This is a genomic window from Actinobacillus porcinus, assembly GCF_901764995.1.
Lineage (GTDB): Bacteria > Pseudomonadota > Gammaproteobacteria > Enterobacterales > Pasteurellaceae > Exercitatus > Exercitatus porcinus.
Map to the genome: position 1 here is coordinate 57,362 of NZ_CABFKI010000002.1, position 18,463 is coordinate 75,824.

General features: G+C 41.3%; 14 protein-coding genes, 2 tRNA genes and 1 pseudogene. 7 read left to right on the plus strand and 10 right to left on the minus strand.

Annotated features, from left to right (window positions below; all coding sequences use genetic code 11):
• Window positions 1-18: 18 nt before the first annotated feature.
• The 5 genes from lon to folD all read right to left on the minus strand — a co-directional run bounded on the left by lon (window position 19) and on the right by folD (window position 7,142).
• A complete protein-coding gene (gene lon / locus E7T07_RS01705; RefSeq protein WP_135709394.1) occupies window positions 19-2,439 on the minus strand; it encodes an endopeptidase La in 2,421 nt (806 codons plus the stop codon).
• Window positions 2,440-2,646: 207 nt separating this feature from the next.
• Window positions 2,647-3,885, minus strand: coding sequence for an ATP-dependent protease ATP-binding subunit ClpX (gene clpX, locus E7T07_RS01710; protein ID WP_135709210.1), 1,239 nt, complete (start codon window positions 3,883-3,885; stop codon window positions 2,647-2,649).
• 9 nt (window positions 3,886-3,894) lie between these two features.
• Window positions 3,895-4,476 (minus strand): ATP-dependent Clp endopeptidase proteolytic subunit ClpP, encoded by a 582-nt coding sequence (gene clpP, locus E7T07_RS01715; protein WP_135709211.1) that lies wholly within the window; start codon window positions 4,474-4,476, stop codon window positions 3,895-3,897.
• A gap of 341 nt (window positions 4,477-4,817) precedes the next feature.
• Window positions 4,818-6,113, minus strand: a complete 1,296-nt coding sequence (tig, locus tag E7T07_RS01720) for a trigger factor (RefSeq protein ID WP_135709212.1) — start codon at window positions 6,111-6,113, stop codon at window positions 4,818-4,820.
• 171 nt (window positions 6,114-6,284) lie between these two features.
• Window positions 6,285-7,142 (minus strand): bifunctional methylenetetrahydrofolate dehydrogenase/methenyltetrahydrofolate cyclohydrolase FolD, encoded by an 858-nt coding sequence (gene folD / locus E7T07_RS01725; protein ID WP_135709213.1) that lies wholly within the window; start codon window positions 7,140-7,142, stop codon window positions 6,285-6,287.
• Window positions 7,143-7,310: 168 nt separating this feature from the next.
• Here folD and E7T07_RS01730 point away from each other — a divergent pair.
• Window positions 7,311-7,387, plus strand: a tRNA-Pro gene (locus tag E7T07_RS01730).
• Between the two features lie 51 nt (window positions 7,388-7,438).
• Window positions 7,439-7,515: transfer RNA gene (locus E7T07_RS01735), tRNA-Arg, on the plus strand.
• A 31-nt stretch (window positions 7,516-7,546) separates the two neighbouring features.
• Here E7T07_RS01735 and E7T07_RS01740 read toward each other — a convergent pair.
• From E7T07_RS01740 to ydiJ, 3 genes and pseudogenes are all read right to left on the minus strand, one after another.
• A pseudogene (locus E7T07_RS01740) lies at window positions 7,547-7,834 on the minus strand (tyrosine-type recombinase/integrase); the annotation flags it as partial.
• 239 nt (window positions 7,835-8,073) lie between these two features.
• Window positions 8,074-9,444 carry a prephenate-dependent tRNA uridine(34) hydroxylase TrhP gene (trhP, locus tag E7T07_RS01745; RefSeq protein ID WP_135709214.1) on the minus strand — a complete coding sequence of 457 codons (1,371 nt, stop codon included), beginning with the start codon at window positions 9,442-9,444 and terminating at the stop codon, window positions 8,074-8,076.
• A 141-nt stretch (window positions 9,445-9,585) separates the two neighbouring features.
• Window positions 9,586-12,672, minus strand: coding sequence for a D-2-hydroxyglutarate dehydrogenase YdiJ (ydiJ, locus tag E7T07_RS01750; protein WP_135709215.1), 3,087 nt, complete (start codon window positions 12,670-12,672; stop codon window positions 9,586-9,588).
• Window positions 12,673-13,103: 431 nt separating this feature from the next.
• Between ydiJ and ompA the strand changes: the two genes are divergently transcribed.
• The 5 genes from ompA to grxD all read left to right on the plus strand — a co-directional run bounded on the left by ompA (window position 13,104) and on the right by grxD (window position 16,731).
• The gene (gene ompA, locus E7T07_RS01755) at window positions 13,104-14,168 is read left to right on the plus strand and encodes a porin OmpA (protein WP_135709216.1); all 1,065 of its coding nucleotides are present in this window, start codon (window positions 13,104-13,106) and stop codon (window positions 14,166-14,168) included.
• A gap of 238 nt (window positions 14,169-14,406) precedes the next feature.
• Window positions 14,407-14,988 carry a LemA family protein gene (locus E7T07_RS01760; protein WP_135709217.1) on the plus strand — a complete coding sequence of 194 codons (582 nt, stop codon included), beginning with the start codon at window positions 14,407-14,409 and terminating at the stop codon, window positions 14,986-14,988.
• A 101-nt stretch (window positions 14,989-15,089) separates the two neighbouring features.
• The gene (locus E7T07_RS01765) at window positions 15,090-15,530 is read left to right on the plus strand and encodes a TPM domain-containing protein (RefSeq protein ID WP_135709218.1); all 441 of its coding nucleotides are present in this window, start codon (window positions 15,090-15,092) and stop codon (window positions 15,528-15,530) included.
• Window positions 15,523-16,320: a TPM domain-containing protein gene (locus E7T07_RS01770; RefSeq protein WP_135709219.1), complete on the plus strand. Its 798-nt coding sequence runs from the start codon at window positions 15,523-15,525 to the stop codon at window positions 16,318-16,320. The genes E7T07_RS01765 and E7T07_RS01770 overlap by 8 nt, the downstream gene beginning before the upstream one ends.
• Window positions 16,321-16,404: 84 nt before the next feature.
• Window positions 16,405-16,731: a Grx4 family monothiol glutaredoxin gene (grxD, locus tag E7T07_RS01775; protein ID WP_135709220.1), complete on the plus strand. Its 327-nt coding sequence runs from the start codon at window positions 16,405-16,407 to the stop codon at window positions 16,729-16,731.
• Between the two features lie 106 nt (window positions 16,732-16,837).
• On the opposite strand, the gene E7T07_RS01780 is transcribed toward grxD, so the two are convergent.
• Window positions 16,838-17,341 carry a hypothetical protein gene (locus E7T07_RS01780; protein ID WP_135709221.1) on the minus strand — a complete coding sequence of 168 codons (504 nt, stop codon included), beginning with the start codon at window positions 17,339-17,341 and terminating at the stop codon, window positions 16,838-16,840.
• Window positions 17,341-18,300, minus strand: a complete 960-nt coding sequence (gene rluC, locus E7T07_RS01785) for a 23S rRNA pseudouridine(955/2504/2580) synthase RluC (RefSeq protein ID WP_135709222.1) — start codon at window positions 18,298-18,300, stop codon at window positions 17,341-17,343. The genes E7T07_RS01780 and rluC overlap by 1 nt, the downstream gene beginning before the upstream one ends.
• Window positions 18,301-18,463: the final 163 nt, after the last annotated feature.

The following is an 18,463-nucleotide window of genomic DNA, read 5'->3' on the forward strand; positions in this document are numbered from 1 at the left end:
TTTTTCACCGCACCTGCTTTAATTAACCGTTGGTTTCACTTTCGGCGACTTACGCGCTCGTGGTACTTTGACGGCATTGACCGGTGACAGTTTAACAAACTCCACACCTTGTGGCGGATTTTCAAGGGCAAGTGTTAACACTTCATCAATGGTTTCCACAGCGTGAATGGTCAAGCTATCTTTTGCATTTTGCGGGATATCTTCCAAATCTTTCACGTTATCTTTTGGAATTAATACGGTTTTGATCCCGCCACGATGTGCTGCCAATAATTTTTCCTTTAAGCCACCAATTGGCAAGACTTTACCCCGTAAACTAATTTCCCCTGTCATGGCCACATCCGCGCGCACGGGGTTGCCCGTTAAGCAAGAAACCAAGGCTGTACACATTGCAATCCCTGCACTTGGGCCATCTTTTGGTGTCGCGCCATCCGGCACATGAATATGAATATCACGTTTTTCGTGGAAATCACTGGCAATCCCCAATTTTTCCGCACGCGAACGAACGACCGTCATTGCCGCTTGGATAGACTCTTTCATTACATCACCCAATGAGCCGGTAAAAGTGAGTTTACCTTTGCCTACCACAGAAGCCGTTTCAATAGTCAACAAATCACCGCCCACTTCCGTCCAAGCTAAACCTGTTACTTCACCAATACGATTTTCCGTATCCGCCAAACCATAATCAAAACGGCGAACACCTAAATAATCATTAAGGTTATCGCTATTGACCACTAAAGATTTCACTTTTTTATCTAACAACAACTGTTTAACGGCTTTACGGCAAATTTTGGAAATTTCACGTTCTAAACCACGCACACCCGCTTCACGCGTGTAATAACGAATAATATCAATAATCGCGCTATCTTCAATCGTGAGTTCACCTTTTTTCAAGCCATTACGTTCCATTTGTTTTTCCAGCAAATGGCGAGTCGCAATATTCAGTTTTTCGTCTTCCGTATAACCTGACAAACGAATCACTTCCATACGATCTAACAATGGGCCGGGAATATTCATTGAATTTGACGTTGCCACAAACATCACGTCAGACAAATCATAATCCACTTCTAAATAATGATCGTTGAATTTAGTATTTTGTTCAGGATCAAGCACTTCCAATAATGCCGAAGCAGGGTCGCCACGATGATCCATTGCCATTTTGTCAATTTCATCGAGTAAAAATAGTGGATTTTTCACCCCCACTTTTGCCATTTTTTGGATCAATTTACCGGGCAAGGAACCGATATAAGTTTTACGGTGCCCACGAATTTCCGCTTCATCACGCACGCCACCTAATGCCATTCGAACATATTTACGCCCGGTAGCATTTGCAATAGATTGCCCTAAAGAGGTTTTACCCACCCCTGGTGGCCCTACCAAACAAAGAATAGGCCCCTTAATTTGGTTTAGGCGCGATTGTACGGCTAAATATTCCAAAATACGCTCTTTCACACGCTCAAGACCATAATGATCCGCATCAAGAATTTCTTGCGCTTTTTGAATATCTTTTTTCACTTTAGTGCGTTTGTGCCACGGCACTTGCAACATCCAATCAATATAACTGCGCACCACGGTCGCTTCTGAAGACATTGGCGACATCATTTTGAGCTTTTTAATTTCCGTCTCGACTTTTTCTTTCGCTTCCGCCGGCAATTTTGCTTCGTCTAATTTTTGGCGCAATTGATCGATTTCGCTGTCTGCCTGTGCATCTTCATCACCGTCTAGCTCTTTGCGAATGGCTTTCATTTGCTCGTTCAAGTAATAATCGCGATGGGTTTTCTCCATCTGCTCTTTTACTTTGCCACGAATACGTTTCTCAACTTGCAATAAATCCGTTTCGCTTTCCATAGCACCCAGCAAATATTCTAAGCGTTCCTGTACATTAGCACGCGATAACACTGCTTGTTTATGACGAACAGAAACCGGCAAATGCGCAGCTAAAGTATCCGCAAAACGATCAATGTCTTCAATCGTTGTGAGCGCATTGATCATCTCTGGCTGAATTTTTTTATTTTGTTTGGCGTAATTTTCAAATTCATCAAAGGCCACTTTACGCGCTACTTCAAGCTCTTTATTGGCTTCAATAATGGTTTCAATGGGCTCAATCACCGCAGAAAAATGATCATCATCGCTCATTCGTAAAATATCCGCACGTTGCTGACCTTCGACTAACACCTTCACTGTGCCGTCAGGTAATTTCAGCATTTGAATGATATTTACAATCGTACCAATATCATATAAATCTGCGACAGTCGGATCTTCGACTTCTGCTTGTTTTTGCGCTACAAGCAATAACTGTTTGCCCGTTTCCATAGCATGATCAAGGCTTCGAATTGACTTATCGCGTCCCACAAAAAGCGGCATCACCATATAAGGAAACACCACGACATCGCGTAAAGGTAAAACGGGAATTTCACGTTTTTGAGTGCGTTTAGCGTTCATCATTTATACTCTTCTTTACTTACTAGATTTCATACTAGGTTCTACTTACTAGATTTCATACTAGGTTCTACATTGGGGCAAAAAAACAAAATTCAAGACATAACAACAAAGCAGACACTTCACCATTACTTTCAATTTACTATTTCGTAGTAAAGACAAAAAGTGCGGTCAATTTAACCGCACTTTGACACTTTCTTGCCCGAATTTTTACTTTTTATATTCAAGTTTTGGACTTTCACCCTTGGTGATCACCGCTTCATCTACCACAACCTTAGCCAAATTGTCTAAAGACGGCAAATCATACATCGTATCAAGCAATATGCCTTCTACGATTGAGCGCAAACCACGTGCCCCGGTTTTACGTTCAAGGGCTTTTTTCGCCATTGCAGTCAACGCGTCTTGGGTAAATTCCAATTCCACATCTTCTAAACCAAATAAGGCTTGATATTGTTTTGTCAACGCATTTTTAGGTTCAGTTAAGATTTGAATTAAAGCGGCTTCATCCAATTCACTCAGTGGTGCAATCACAGGTAAACGTCCGATAAATTCAGGAATTAAACCAAACTTAATTAAGTCTTCCGTTTCAATTTGTTTAAATAAATCCGTCAAACTTAATTCATCTTGCTCACCTTTCACTTCAGCATCAAAGCCGATACCGCTGCCAACATGAATACGTTTTTGCACAATTTTATCTAAACCGGCAAAAGCCCCACCACAAATAAATAGAATTTTAGAGGTATCTACACGTAGCATATCCTGTTGTGGATGTTTACGTCCCCCTTGTGGTGGAATGGACGCCACAGTTCCTTCAATTAGTTTTAACAAGGCTTGTTGTACGCCTTCGCCTGAAACATCACGTGTAATAGATGGATTGTCAGATTTACGCGTGATCTTATCAATTTCATCGATATAAATAATGCCTTGTTCTGCTTTTTCTGTATCGTAATCACAGTTTTGCAACAACTTTTGAATGACATTTTCAACATCTTCACCCACATAACCTGCTTCCGTTAAAGTGGTGGCATCTGCCATGGCAAAAGGCACATTCAACATACGTGCTAAGGTTTGTGCCAATAAAGTCTTACCGCTTCCCGTTGGACCGATTAATAAAACATTACTTTTGCTTAATTCAACATCATCGGTTTTATGCCCTGAACGCAAGCGTTTGTAATGGTTATACAAGGCAACCGCAAGAACTTTCTTCGCATAATCTTGCCCGATAACATAATCGTCTAAATGGGCACGAATTTCATGGGGTGTCGGTAACTTTTCTTCTACTGTTTTTTCAGCTTCTTCAGCACTTTCTTCTTGCGCATCTAGTAATAATTCGTGGCATTGCTCAATACATTCGCCACAAATATAACCTGAAATCCCCGCAATTAACTTGCCCACTTCATCTTGAGACTTACCACAAAATGAACAATGTGTATGATTTTCTTGTGTCATCTCTTATCCTTAGCGTTTGCTTATTACCGTATCCACGAGACCGTAGGCACGAGCTTCTTCTGCCGACATAAAATTATCGCGATCCGTATCACGTTCAATCACTTCAAGGGATTGCCCCGTATGGAAAGCTAAACGCTCATTCAAAGTGTTCTTAATTTTTAAAATTTCATTGGCGTGAATTAAAATATCAGAAGCCTGACCACGGAAACCACCCAAAGGTTGGTGAATCATCACGCGCGCATTAGGCAATGCTGCACGTTTTCCTGCCGTTCCGCCCGCCAATAAAAAAGCTCCCATTGAGCAAGCCTGACCAATACAAAGCGTGCGCACATCCGGCTTAATAAATTGCATGGTGTCATAAATTGCCATCCCTGCAGTCACTGAACCGCCCGGGCTGTTAATGTAAATATTAATATCTTTATCTGGATTTTCTGACTCAAGGAATAACAATTGCGCCACAATTAAATTAGCCATATTGTCTTCCACTTCACCCGTTAAAAAAATGACGCGTTCTTTTAAAAGGCGGGAATAAATATCAAAGGAACGCTCACCGCGTGCCGTTTGCTCAATCACCATAGGGATTAATGCCATAAAGTTCTCCGTAATACTATCCGAAAAATAATTCGCCTATTCTACCTGAAAAAGTAATAAATAGATAATGTTTATCATCTAAACAAAATGCATGCTCTTTACTGTCATTAAAAACAGATATTATGTAGTAATTACACAAGGCGGTTAGTGAGCTTATTGAAATGTAAGTATTGTACCGTAAACGCTGAAATGTCTTATGGTTCGACAAGCTCACCAACCGCCATTTCAGCTTTGTACAAGTGCTATATAATGCCGTTAAAAACAAAAGTGCGGTTCATTTGCCGCAAGTTTTAAAACTCGCTCAAAATCAACCGCACTTAAGGAATTCAGAAACTTAACAATTAAGCTTTTGGATTCATAATTTCATCAAATGATGCTTTTTTCTCAGTAACCTGTGCTTTAGCAAGAACCGCATCTACCGCTTGTTCTTCTAACACTACGTTACGAACATTATTGGTTAATTCTGCATTTTTCGCATAGAATTCAACCACTTCTGCCGGTTGCTCATAAGCTGAAGCAATGTCTGCGATCATCGCTTTAACGCGATCTTCATCGGCTTTTAATTCATTCGCTTTAATGACTGCGCTGAATAAAAGACCTACTTGAACGCGGCGTTTTGCTTGTTCTTCAAATAATTCACGTGGCAATTGTGCCGCTTGTTTTGCATTACCGCCAAAACGTTGCGCCGCTTGTTCACGTAATACATCAATTTCTTGATCGACTGCAGCCGCCGGAACATCGATTGCATTTTCAGCAATTAAACCATCAATGACTTGTTGTTTAACGCGAGAAACTAAGGCATTTTTCAACTCACGTTCCATATTTTTTTGGATTTCAGCGCGTAAATCTGCCACAGTTTTTGTGTTTGGACCAAATTTAGCTACAAATTCATCCGTTAATTCCGGTAATACTTGGTTTTCTACTTTTTTCAAGGTAATCGCAAATTTCGCATCTTTACCTTTTAAGTTTTCAGCGTGATATTCTTCAGGGAATTTCACGTTAATGTCGAATTGTTCACCGGCTTTTTTACCTACGATGCCATCTTCAAAACCCGGAATCATACGGCCTTGACCCATCGCAAGAACGAAATCAGAAGCTTTACCGCCATCAAATTCAACGCCATCAATTGAACCAACGAAGTCAATAGTTACGCGATCATCTGCTTTCGCCGCATCGGCACTTTCTGCCCAAGTTGCTTGTTGTTTGCGTAATACTTCAACCATGTTATCCACATCAGCTTCCGTAATTTCAACAACCGGTTTCTCAACTTTGATATTTTCTAAGCCTTTTAATTCCACTTCCGGATAGACTTCAAAAGTTGCTGTGAAAACTACATCTTTGCCATCTTCAAAGCTTTCTACCGCGAAAGTTGGACGACCTGCAAGATTTAATTTTTCTTTAAACGCTAAATCAAAGAAATGACGTGGTAATAAGTCATTTAATACATCTTGGCGAATTGATGCACCAAAGCGTTTTTCTACGATTTGTGCCGGCACTTTACCTTTACGGAAACCATCAATACGAACATTGCGTGATGCACGTTTTAATTCTTCACGCACTGCATTTTCCACTTCTGCCGCCGGGATTGTAATTGTAACGCGGCGTTCTAAACCTTGAGTTGTTTCAATAGTTGACATTCTTTTTTCCTTTATAAAATTGAATGAAATTGGGTAAAAACTGGCGAATTATAACGAAAGATTGAATTTCAGTCGAGAGAAAATTTAAGGATTATGTTCTTTAAGAAAGAAAAAGTGCGGTCAAATTAGCTCTATTTTTTCTACCAAGTCTAACCGCACATTGATGATAACTTAGTTTAATGAATAAGTTTCATATGCGTATAATGTATTAAACATCAACATCGCCACGGTCATTGGCCCTACGCCACCTGGTACCGGTGTGATAAATGCCGCGTGTTCTGCCGCTTTATCATATTGAATATCGCCACGTAATTTACCGTCTGCCCCACGGTTAATGCCCACGTCAATCACGATAGCACCGTCTTTTACCCAATCACCATTGATAAATTCAGGCTTACCCACAGCGACCACTAAAATATCCGCTTGACGAATATGATGTTCTAAATCTTTCGTAAAACGATGGGTGACAGTAACCGTGCAACCGGCAAGCAACAGCTCCAACGCCATCGGTCGACCCACAATGTTGGATGCACCCACAATGACCGCATGTTGGCCACGCAAACTTATACCTGTGGTTTCCAACAATTTCATCACCCCATAAGGTGTGCAAGCACGCAAAGTAGGAATACGCTGACACAATCGACCTACGTTATAAGGATGGAAACCGTCCACATCTTTATGTGGTGCAATGCGTTCAATCACTTTTGTGCTATCAATGTGCTTAGGTAAAGGAAGTTGAACCAAAATCCCATCAATCGTCATATCTGCATTTAATTGGTCAATTAATGCCAATAAATCCGCTTCTGTTGTCGTTTCCGCCAAATCATAGGATTTAGACGTGATGCCTAACTCTTCACAACTTTTTCGTTTACTACCCACATAAACCTGAGAGGCGGGATCTGCCCCGACTAATATCACCGCTAATCCTGGCGCACGTTTACCCTGAGCAATATATTGATTAATTTTTTGAGCGACTTCAGCTTTAATATTTTTAGCAAGTGCTGTGCCTGATATAACTTGTGCTGGCATTCTTTATCCTTTATTTATTCAATTAAATTGACCGCGAAAACGTTTGCTATTTTCTCAAAAAAACGAAATAAATGTAACCCTAATTGCCATAAAATTAATCAATCAAACAAATTTTTTTAAAAAGTCATTGACTGTAAAAAAAAGAAAACTATAATGCACACATCTTGTCGGCGAGTAGCGCAGCTTGGTAGCGCAACTGGTTTGGGACCAGTGGGTCGTAGGTTCAAATCCTATCTCGCCGACCACTTCTTAAATATATCCTTTGAAATTCCATCAAAAGACATATCCATTTGAATGCGCCCTTAGCTCAGCTGGATAGAGCAACGCCCTTCTAAGGCGTGGGTCAAAGGTTCGAATCCTTTAGGGCGTGCCATTAAGTTATTTTAAAATCAATCACTTACAAGCTATGCAACTAATCTTAATCGAGGTTCACTTTGCGAATGTTCCGTAAATGTACCGTAAATTTCGACCTTGTTTGCGTGTTCCAATAAATGATCTGCATTTAAATGAGCATACTTTTTAACCATTTATAAGGTTTCCCAACCGCCTAATTCTTTTAATGTGAAAAGCGGTGTTCCTGCTTGAACGTGCCAACTCGCCCAAGTGTGGCGGAGGTCGTGAAAGTGGAAATCAGTTAATAAGCATTTTTTTGTAGCCAAATTAAATGCTTTTCGGTTAATATCCTGCAAAGGATTTGGTAAGTTTGAAATTGATGAAGTGGAATAAACGACAGATGGATATGTTCAAAGAGTGATTTCCCTACCCCTTAAAATGAAAAACTCAGTCAAAATCGGCTGAGTTTTTTTTATTTCTCTATGTGTAATGTCTTTTCATTTTTTATTTCACATTATTCCGTTTAATTCAATTTTTTCCCTAATTTATCTCACTTATTTAATGATGATTATGTTGGTTGGGTAAGGGCATTTTATCTTTATTTCTGATGCGGATTTCGTGTATTTGTTCCGCTTAAATTACGCATTAATAACGCATAATCTAATTCCACATCTTCAGGCACATCCAAATACACAAAATGCCCATCGCCAAGACCGGCTTCAACGAGCTCATTTTTGCGATTTAGCATACGGTTAATTTGGAACACCACATTGCCTTTTGGGGTCATCATTTCTACTTCATCACCCAATAAGAATTTATTTTTCACCGCCACTTCAGCCATACCTAGATCGTTGCGCTTACCCGTGAATTCGCCCACAAATTGTTGACGCTCAGAGATAGAATAGCCGTAATCGTAGTTTTGATATTCATCATGGTTATGACGGCGCAAGAAACCTTCCGTATAGCCGCGGTGTGCCAGACTTTCTAAGGTGCTTAATAAGCTTTCATCAAAAGGCTTGCCGGCTGCCGCATCATCAATGGCTTTACGGTAAACTTGCGCCGTTCGCGCGCAGTAATAAAAGGATTTGGTACGACCTTCAATTTTTAGCGAATGTACGCCCATTTGGGTCAAACGCTCAACATGTTGCACCGCACGCAAATCCTTCGAGTTCATAAAATACGTCCCATGCTCATCTTCAAAGGCGGTCATTTGCTCATCAGGACGGTGTGGTTCCGTATATAAGAACACTTTATCCGTAGTTTGCCCTTCCCCTAGGGTTGGCGCCACATTTTTCACGTCAATTTCAGGTTCATATTTCGGCACAATATTGCCCACATCATCCGTTGTGCCTTCTTGCATATTGTATTCCCAACGGCAAGCATTGGTACAAGTGCCTTGGTTTGAATCGCGCTTATTAATATAGCCCGAAAGCAAACAACGCCCTGAGTATGCCATGCATAACGCGCCGTGTACGAAAATTTCGAGCTCAATATCAGGCACATGCTCACGAATTTCTTCAATTTCTTCCAATGACAATTCGCGCGATAAAATTACACGTGTTAAGCCCATTTGTTTCCAGAATTTCACTGTCGCCCAGTTCACCGCATTGGCTTGTACGGAAAGATGAATATCCATTTCCGGGAAGTTTTCACGCACCAACATAATTAAGCCGGGATCAGACATAATTAATGCGTCAGGTTTCATATCGACCACAACTTTCAAATCTTTAATAAAGGTCTTCAGTTTGGAATTGTGGGGCGCAATATTCACGACCACATAAAATTTCTTACCCAGCTGATGAGCTTCATCAATGGCGATTTTCAAATTTTCGTGGTTAAATTCATTGTTACGCACGCGCAAGCTATAGCGTGGCTGTCCTGCATAAACCGCGTCAGCACCATAAGCAAAGGCATAACGCATATTTTTCAAGGTACCCGCAGGGGAGAGAAGTTCAGGTTTAAAGGTCATAAGTTTTCCATTTGTCTGAGTTCAAGTCAGGAGCTCGCCTAAGGCGAACCGTTAAAGGCGTGCATTTTAGCATAAAGCGCGGTGAAAAATGGAATGATTTTTGGCATAAAAATTGGGACACATGATGTGTCCCAAAATATATTATTTAAACAATTCTAGTAACGCCTGAACAGGATGTTTCGGTTTAAATTGTTCGATACGTTTAACTTGGCTGCGGCAAGAATACCCCGTGGCTAAACAGCGATCTTTCGGTTTGCCTTGTATTTTTTCGCCCCAAGATTGATCGTAAATTTCACGCGACATTTGTTGATTTTGCACTTCGTGACCAAATACGCCCGCCATACCGCAACAGCCAACGGTTTGAATGTGCAAAGTTTCACCAAACACGGTAAAAATTTGCTGCCAGTCTTTCGGGCTGGTTGGCATTGCCGTGGCTTCCGTACAATGCGGGAACAAATACCAAGGCTCAGGCGCGGAAGTGCGGTCAGAAATACGCAAGTTTTCCACCGCACTTTGCACGCGTGCCGATGACAATTCAGCTTTCAGCCATTCTTGCGATGTCAACACCTTAAAATCACCCCGATTTTCGCCCAACACTTCTCGATATTCATCGCGATAAGACAGTACAATCGCAGGGTCAACGCCCACTAACGGCACACCTAATTTTGCCACGCGGTTTAACATTTCCGCTTGATTTTTCGCAGTACGCGTAAATTGTTTTAGGAAACCTTTAATATGCTGTGCTTTTCCATTTGGACGGAACGGCAATAAAATGGCTTGGTAGCCTAATTTTTGCGTTAATGCCACAAAATCTCTCACTACTTTGGCATCGTAATAAGATGTCCAAGGATCTTGCACCACTAAAATTAAATTCGCTTTTGCTGCATCCGATAAGCTTTCCAACTGTTCCAAGGATTGACCTTGATAGCCGATTTCCACTAACTGTTTGTCTAAATTCGGTTGTGAAAGCAACGGCAAATCCGTCATTCCAATGGTTTTTTCCACCGCACTTTGTACCAGTTTCATTTTGGTGAAGAAGTTAAAAACTTGCGGCGCTTTCGCCATATATGGAGCAGCAAGTTCCAAATTGGCAACCACATAATCTTTCACAGGGCGCAAATAGCGTTGATGATAAAAATAGAAGAATTTTGAGCGGAAACTTGCCACATCAATTTTAATCGGACATTGGCTCGCGCAGGCTTTACAGGCCAGACAAGTGTCCATGGCTGCTTTGACTTCATGGCTGAAATCATATTCTTCTTTTTTCTTAAAGCTATTTTTGATTTTTTGTACAAAGTCGTTAAGCTTCACTTCGGCATGTTGGAAATCCAATTCCGCAGGCTGAACATTTTCATTTGCCATTAATTTCAACCACTCACGTACCATTGCCGCCCGCCCTTTTGGCGAGAAAACACGGTTACGCGAGATTTTCATAGACGGACACATGGTGCTGTGAACATCAAAATTAAAGCACAAACCATTGCCGTTACAATTCATTGCACCGCTAAATTCTTCGCGAATTTGAATCGGAATTTGGCGATCGTGATCTGCGCGCATATCCGATAACAAACCATAAAGTTCATCATCGCAATTTAACGGTGTACAGATTTTCCCCGGGTTTAAACGATTTTCAGGATCGAACAGGAATTTGACATAACGCAGTTCTTGCCAAAGTTCAGGGGTAAAGAATTTTTCTCCATAACAAGAGCGCACGCCTTTGCCGTGTTCGCCCCAAATTAAACCGCCGTATTTTAAGGTGAGATCTGCTACGCTATCGGAAATTTTCTTAAAGAGTTCCACTTGTGCGCGATCGGTTAAATCTAATGCAGGGCGCACGTGTAGCACCCCGGCATCCACGTGACCAAACATGCCATATGGCAAATTATGGGCATCCAATAAGGCGCGGAACTCTAAAATATAATCCGCGAGATGTTCAGGCGGTACACAAGTATCTTCCACAAAAGCAATGGGTTTTGCCCAACCTTTGGCATTGCCCAATAACCCTACGGCTTTTTTGCGCATGGCATAGATACGGTTGATACTATCGAGATCGTGGGTGACTTGGTAACCGATAATATTATCTTCGCCCTTGGCAATTTTTTCATCTAATTGCGCGCAAAGTGCGGTGACTAATTCGGTGATTTTGTGTTGATCATTGCCGGCATATTCCACAATGTTCAAGCCTAAAATCGGGTTTTCTTCCGTTTCCGTTAATAAATCGCGCACAGAATGCCAAATAATATCTTCTTTGGCTAAACCCAATACTTTGCTATCTACGGTTTCAACGGAGAGCGCGTTGGCTTTCACCATAAAAGGCGCGTTGCGCAATGCCGCGTTGAAAGAGCTGTATTTCACATTAATTAAGGTGCGGAATTGCGGAATCGGTGTAAGATCCAATTTGGCTTCACAAATAAAAGCCAGTGAGCCTTCGGAACCGGTTAAAATGCGGGTTAAATTAAATTCGCTTTCATCATCATTAAAGACGTTTTTCAAATCGTAGCCTGTTAAAAAGCGATTAAGCTGTGGCAAATCATTGAGAATTTGTGGGCGTTTTTCTTTGGTGCGCGCGAAAATTTCTTGATGAAGTTGACGACCAAGTGCGGTTAAATTTGGGGGTAAATTTTGCGCGAAGTTTTCCGTTTTTATGGCACCGGTTTCTAAAATTTCTCCATTGACCAACACGGCTTTTAATCCCAGCACGTGGTCGGAAGTTTTGCCGTATTGCAAGGAACCTTGTCCTGAGGCATCTGTATTAATCATACCGCCCAAGGTGGCGCGATTGCTGGTGGAGAGTTCAGGGGCAAAAAATAAACCGTGGGGTTTTAAGAATTGATTTAGCTGATCTTTGACTACGCCTGCTTGCACACGAACCCAGCGTTCTTTGACGTTGAGTTCCAAAATGCCGGTCATATGGCGCGATAGATCCACGATAATCGTATTATTGAGCGCTTGACCATTTGTCCCGGTGCCGCCACCGCGCGGTGTAAAACGCAGTGAACGATATTTATCTTGTTGCCCTAATTTGGTTAAACGCACCACATCAGCAACGGATTTCGGAAATAAAATCGCTTGTGGTAATAATTGGTAGACGCTGTTGTCGGTGGCAAGGCTTAAACGGTCGGCATAATGAGACGCCATATCGCCTTCAAAGGATTGGGCTTTTAACTCTTCGAGATAATCTTTGACCAGCGGATTTAAGGCTGGAACTTGGGATAAACGGGGTAACATAATGAACTCTATAAATCAGGTAAGAAAAGTAACTGAATGGATTTTAGCATATAAAAAGAAAAAAATTGGGTTAAATCGCGATCAAGAATAGGGCATTTTGTTCAAAAAATAATCTAAAAATCCATTTTTGAACAAAAAATAAGCAAAATAACAAAAAATAATTGCTTTCCTATTTTTATGGTAGATAATACGCACACTTTTGAAACGTTCTTTTGAACTTCGGTTTAAAAGAAAGGAATTTGTCAAAAGGAAGACAGGGCAAATTCAAACCCTTAAGTGTATATTTGGACAGCAATTTTGTAAAAAAGTTTTATTTTTTATAAAAAAGGTTTAAAATATACATAGCACAAGAAATTGTGTTTGGACTTCAGCTATATCAGCTGATACAAATTTTTTAATTAAGATGACTAAATATTAAGAGGATCATCACAATGAAAAAAACAGCAATCGCATTAGCTATCGCTGGTTTAGCAGCAACAGTTGCGCAAGCAGCTCCACAAGAAAATACATTCTACGCAGGCGCTCGTGTGGGTTGGTCTGCAATGCACCACGGTGTGGAACGTGTAGCAGATGAAGCCGGTGTTGGTTATAACCGTAACTCTGTAACTTACGGTGTATTCGGTGGCTACCAAATCTTAAACCAAAACAACTTTGGTTTAGCAGCTGAATTAGGTTACGATTTCTTCGGTAAAAACCGTACTCGTGAAGCTGGTGAAGGTACCGGTTACCACACAGCACACGGCGCAAGCTTAGCATTAAAACCTAGCTACGAAGTATTACCAGGCTTAGATGTTTACGGTAAAACCGGTGTTGCAATCGTTCGTAACATGTACAAAGATGGTAAAGGCGATGAAGCACCTAAATACAACAAAACTAAAGCATCTTTAATCTTAGGTGCTGGTGTTGAATATGCAATCTTACCAGAGTTAGCAGTTAACTTAGAATATCAATGGTTAAGTAAAGCAGGTAACTTAGATAAAGCTTTAACTAAAGAAGATATCGCTAACACTAACTACAACTACAACCCAGACATCCACTCTGTAACTGCAGGTATCTCTTACCGTTTCGGTCAAGGTGCAGCACCGGTTGCAGCGCCTGAAGTTGTAAACAAAACTTTCACTTTAAACAGTGATGTAACTTTCGCATTCGGTAAAGCAACATTAAAACCTGAAGCTTCTGCAGCATTAGACGGTATCTACAGCGAAATCGCTCAAGTAGCTAACCCGGCAGTAGCAGTTAACGGTTACGCTGACCGTATCGGTAAAGATGCAGCTAACTTAAAACTTTCACAACGTCGTGCAGAAACAGTAGCTAACTACTTAGTTTCTAAAGGTGTTGACTCTAACGCAATCACAGCAACAGGTTACGGTGAAGCAAACCCGGTAACCGGCGCAACTTGTGACAAAGTTAAAGGTCGTAAAGCATTAATCGCTTGCTTAGCACCAGACCGTCGCGTTGAAGTACAAGTTCAAGGCAACAAACAAGCTACTATGTAATTTAGTTGTCTAAGTAATTAGATAAATAAATTCAAAAAAGCCCCAAGCAGTAATGTTTGGGGTTTTTTACGATATATGTAGTCACTGCACAAGACGGTCGTTGAGCTTGTCGAAACGTAAGTCTTGTGCGGAATGCTGTGGTTCGACAAGCTCACCAACCGTGGTTCGACAGGCTCACCAACCACTATTTATGATTATTTCTGATGGATGTTATTTCCATCATGGCAAGGAACACAAAATGAAAAAATGGTTAATCGCAATTATTGTTGCCGTTATCGTAGGCTTTACCTTAATGTCGAGTTATAACGGCTTAGTGAAAGCGGAAGAAGAAATTGATTCGGTTTGGGCAAATGTTGAAACCCAATATCAACGCCGTTCAGATTTAATTCCAAACTTGGTAAGTACCGTTAAAGGACAAGCGAATTTTGAAAAAGAAACCTTAACGCAAGTAACAGAAGCGCGTGCCAAAGCGACACAAACGCAAATTAATCCAAGTAATATGACAGAAGAACAGCTTAACCAATTCCAACAAGCCCAAAATCAAGTGGGTTCGGCATTATCGCGTTTATTGGTTAGCGTAGAAAAATACCCTGATCTTAAAGCAGGTGAAGCATTTATGTCTTTGCAAGCCCAGTTAGAAGGAACTGAAAATCGTATCAATGTGGCACGAGATAAATTCAACAGTGCGGCTAAAAATTACAATTCCTATATTCGTACTTTCCCAACGAAATTTGTCGCCTTGATCTTTGGTTTCAAAGAAAAGCCTTATTTTAAAGCGGTAGCCGGTGCAGAAAATGCGCCTAAAGTGAGCTTTGAATAAAGCGACTTGTCAGGCAAAGTTAAAGTGGTAAAACCACTCTATGAGATATAACCGATCGCGCCCTAGGCGTTATCGGTTTTCAATGGAAAAAGAGAATCCCAATGTCCTTATTTTCTAACGCAATACCCTTCGATAAAACCCAAATAGAGCAAGGGATTGATTTGCTAGAGCAAAAAACTTCCGCGGAATTACGGGTTTATATCGAGCCACGTGTACAAAACGCGCCTATTTTTCACCGCGCTTTACAGATTTTTAACGCCCTTGAAATGCAACAAACCCAATTACGAAATGGGGTGCTGATTTATATTGCTTACAAAGATCATCAATTAGCGATTATCGGGGATGAAGGCATTCATCAATTTGTAGGCGATGCTTTTTGGCAACAGACACATCATATGATGGTGAATGAATTTAAACAAAATCGTTATACGGAAGCGGTTTTATTGGGCATTGAACGGATCGGGGCAGAGTTGGCTAAGCATTTCCCGATTCAGGCAGATGATATCAATGAATTACCTAACGAGGTGATTATTCATGGCTAAATGGCTTAAAAGCGCGGTGGTTTTTTTCACGTTTTTTATTGCGAGCGTGGCAGTGGCAAAAGATTTCCCTGCGCCACCCAACCCCTTTCGTTATGTAAATGACTATACCCATACTCTCTCAACCAATGAAGTCAATTATCTTGAAAATAAGTTGCAGGACTATAGTCGCCAAACCAGCTCACAAATCGCCGTGGTGATCATTGGTTCAACAGGGCAATATGCCATTGCGGATTATGCGTTCCAACTTGGCGATCAATGGGGCATTGGGCGGAAAAATTTGGATAATGGCGTGTTATTACTGGTTGCCAAAAATGATCGTAAGGTATTTATTGCCACAGGTTATGGACTAGAAGGCGCATTGCCTGATGCCCTATTGTCGCAAATTATCCGTAAGGTTATCTTACCGAACTTTCGCTCAGGAAATTACGGAAATGGCATTAATCAAGCCTTAGATCATATTATTGCCGCAAGCCAAAAAGAATATGATGCCTTGCCTGCAGACGCCAAAGATGAAGGCATCGATGATTACATTCCTTTTATTATGGTCTGTGTGTTCATTTTGTTTGTGTTATTTGGCGAAATAAGCTGGCGCGCGCCTTATGTGAGCCGTAGTCACTCTCATCAACATCTACAAAATGCCGCGATTCTTGCCGCTATGTTAGAACAAAGTCGCCGTAATCGTTATGGGAACGGTAATGGTGGTGGCTTTGGCGGCGGTTTTGGTGGCGGTGATAGTGGTGGTTTCGGTGGTGGTAGTTTTGGCGGCGGTGGTGCCGGCGGAAGCTGGTAATAACTTATTAAATCACTATGGTTTATCATGTAATTCTGTTACAATGACGCCGTATTTAATTATCGATTCAAAAAAGGAAAAACAATGGAAACTTTAGAGAAAATCAAGAAACAAATTGCTGAAAACCCAATTTTAATTTACATGAAAGGTTCACCAAAATTACCATCATGCGGTTTTTCAGCGCGTGCAGCAGAAGCCTTAATTAACTGCCAAGTGCCGTTTGGTTATGTGGATATTTTGCAACATCCTGATATTCGTGCAGAATTACCAAAATTCGCCAACTGGCCAACATTCCCACAATTATGGGTTGAAGGAGAGTTAATCGGTGGTTGTGATATTATGCTGGAAATGGCGCAATCAGGCGAATTACAAAGCTTATTAAAAGAAGTGGCCACTCGTCATCCTGCTTAAACATTCCGGCATGGCAGAGCCACTCAGATTGCTGACAAAGCGGTGTAATAGACAAAATAGTTGCTATTACACCCCTTATAAGCACCAAACATCAACAAACCTTAGGTTATTTCTTACGACATTCACCCAATATCCGTTTATTATTGACTTCATCCAATTGCTCAATTTTCATATAACGCTTTGTTACGTCCACAATTTTGAAATCCAGACTGTCTGAAAGGTTGGTGTTTTGTTGCACTTCCTTAAACAGCGAATTTTCTGCTTGGCGTAATCGCGCATTTTGTTTTAATTGCTGTTCCGTTTCTTTTGAGTGCATACGCACCGCGTTACTTTGATTGGAACGCAGCGTCAGCATGTGATCTTTTAACGACCAATTTCCAATCTGCTTATATTCGTAAGTCCATTTTTTGTCAAAAATGATAATACCCGTGGTGACCATTTGACCGTCAGCGCGCAGATCTTGGTTAAAGGAATCAATTGCTTGTCCTTCTAAGTAAGGAATTTGGCAAAACCATTCGCCGACCACCGATTGCGGTGGAATAGGCGGATTGAGTATGGCAAGGGCATACTGACTGGCAAGAAGTGCGGTGGAAAATAAACCTGATTGCATTATTTTGTCTCTCGTAATTTTTTCAAAATAGCTTTCATTTTCTCATCTAAAGGGGCATTCAACCGCAAGGTTTCCCCGGTTTTAGGGTGTTCAAAACGAATGCTCGCCGCGTGTAGAAATAAGCGATTAAGCCCTAAGGCACGCATTTCAGCATCAAAATCTTTATCGCCGTATTTATCGTCCAAGGCAATTGGATGACCCGCGTGCAAGGTATGTACCCGAATTTGATGGGTTCGACCGGTCACCGGCGAAGCCTTCACTAAGGTTGCCGTTGGATAACGTTCTTCAATGGAAAAACGTGTTTCAGACGGTTTACCTTCCGGGCTGACTTTAACAATGCGTTCGCCACTGGCTAATTCATTTTTGAGCAAGGGTGCTTGCACCACTTTAACATGGGATTGCCATTGTCCGCGTACTAATGCCAAATAATCCTTTTGCACGGTTTTGATGCGTAATTGTTCATGCAAATGGCGCAAGGCGGAGCGTTTTTTGGCAACTAACAAAATGCCCGAAGTATCACGGTCTAAACGGTGAACGAGTTCTAAAAAACGTGCTTCGGGGCGTAAGGCACGCAAACCTTCAATCACGCCAAAACTCAAGCCACTGCCACCATGTACTGCAATGCCCGAGGGTTTATTAATCACTAACAAACAGTCATCTTCAAAAATAATTTGTTGCTCAAGGCTTGCCACTTTATTTAATTTGCTCGAAACAGGCGCTTGCGTTTTTTCCGACACACGCACAGGCGGCACGCGAACCACATCGCCGCATTGCAATTTATACTCAGGCTTAATTCGCCCTTTATTTACGCGCACTTCACCTTTGCGCACAATGCGATAAATTAAACTTTTGGGTACGCCTTTTAATTTAGCCAGAAGGTAATTATCAATGCGTTGTCCTGCTTCATCTTCAGAAATTTCAAGCATTTTTACCGCAGCGTTAATGATCTGTTCAGTCATATTTTATGAATGGGAAATAAAAAATTTGCGCAGAGTTTAGCACAGATTCGCTTCGATTTAAATTCTGAAATGCCTTGCGAAAATGGCGCATTTCGCCCATAATAGTGCGGATTTTTGCCTGCTAAAAGTGCGGTGACAAAAAACGCTGTTTTTGAGTCGCTAA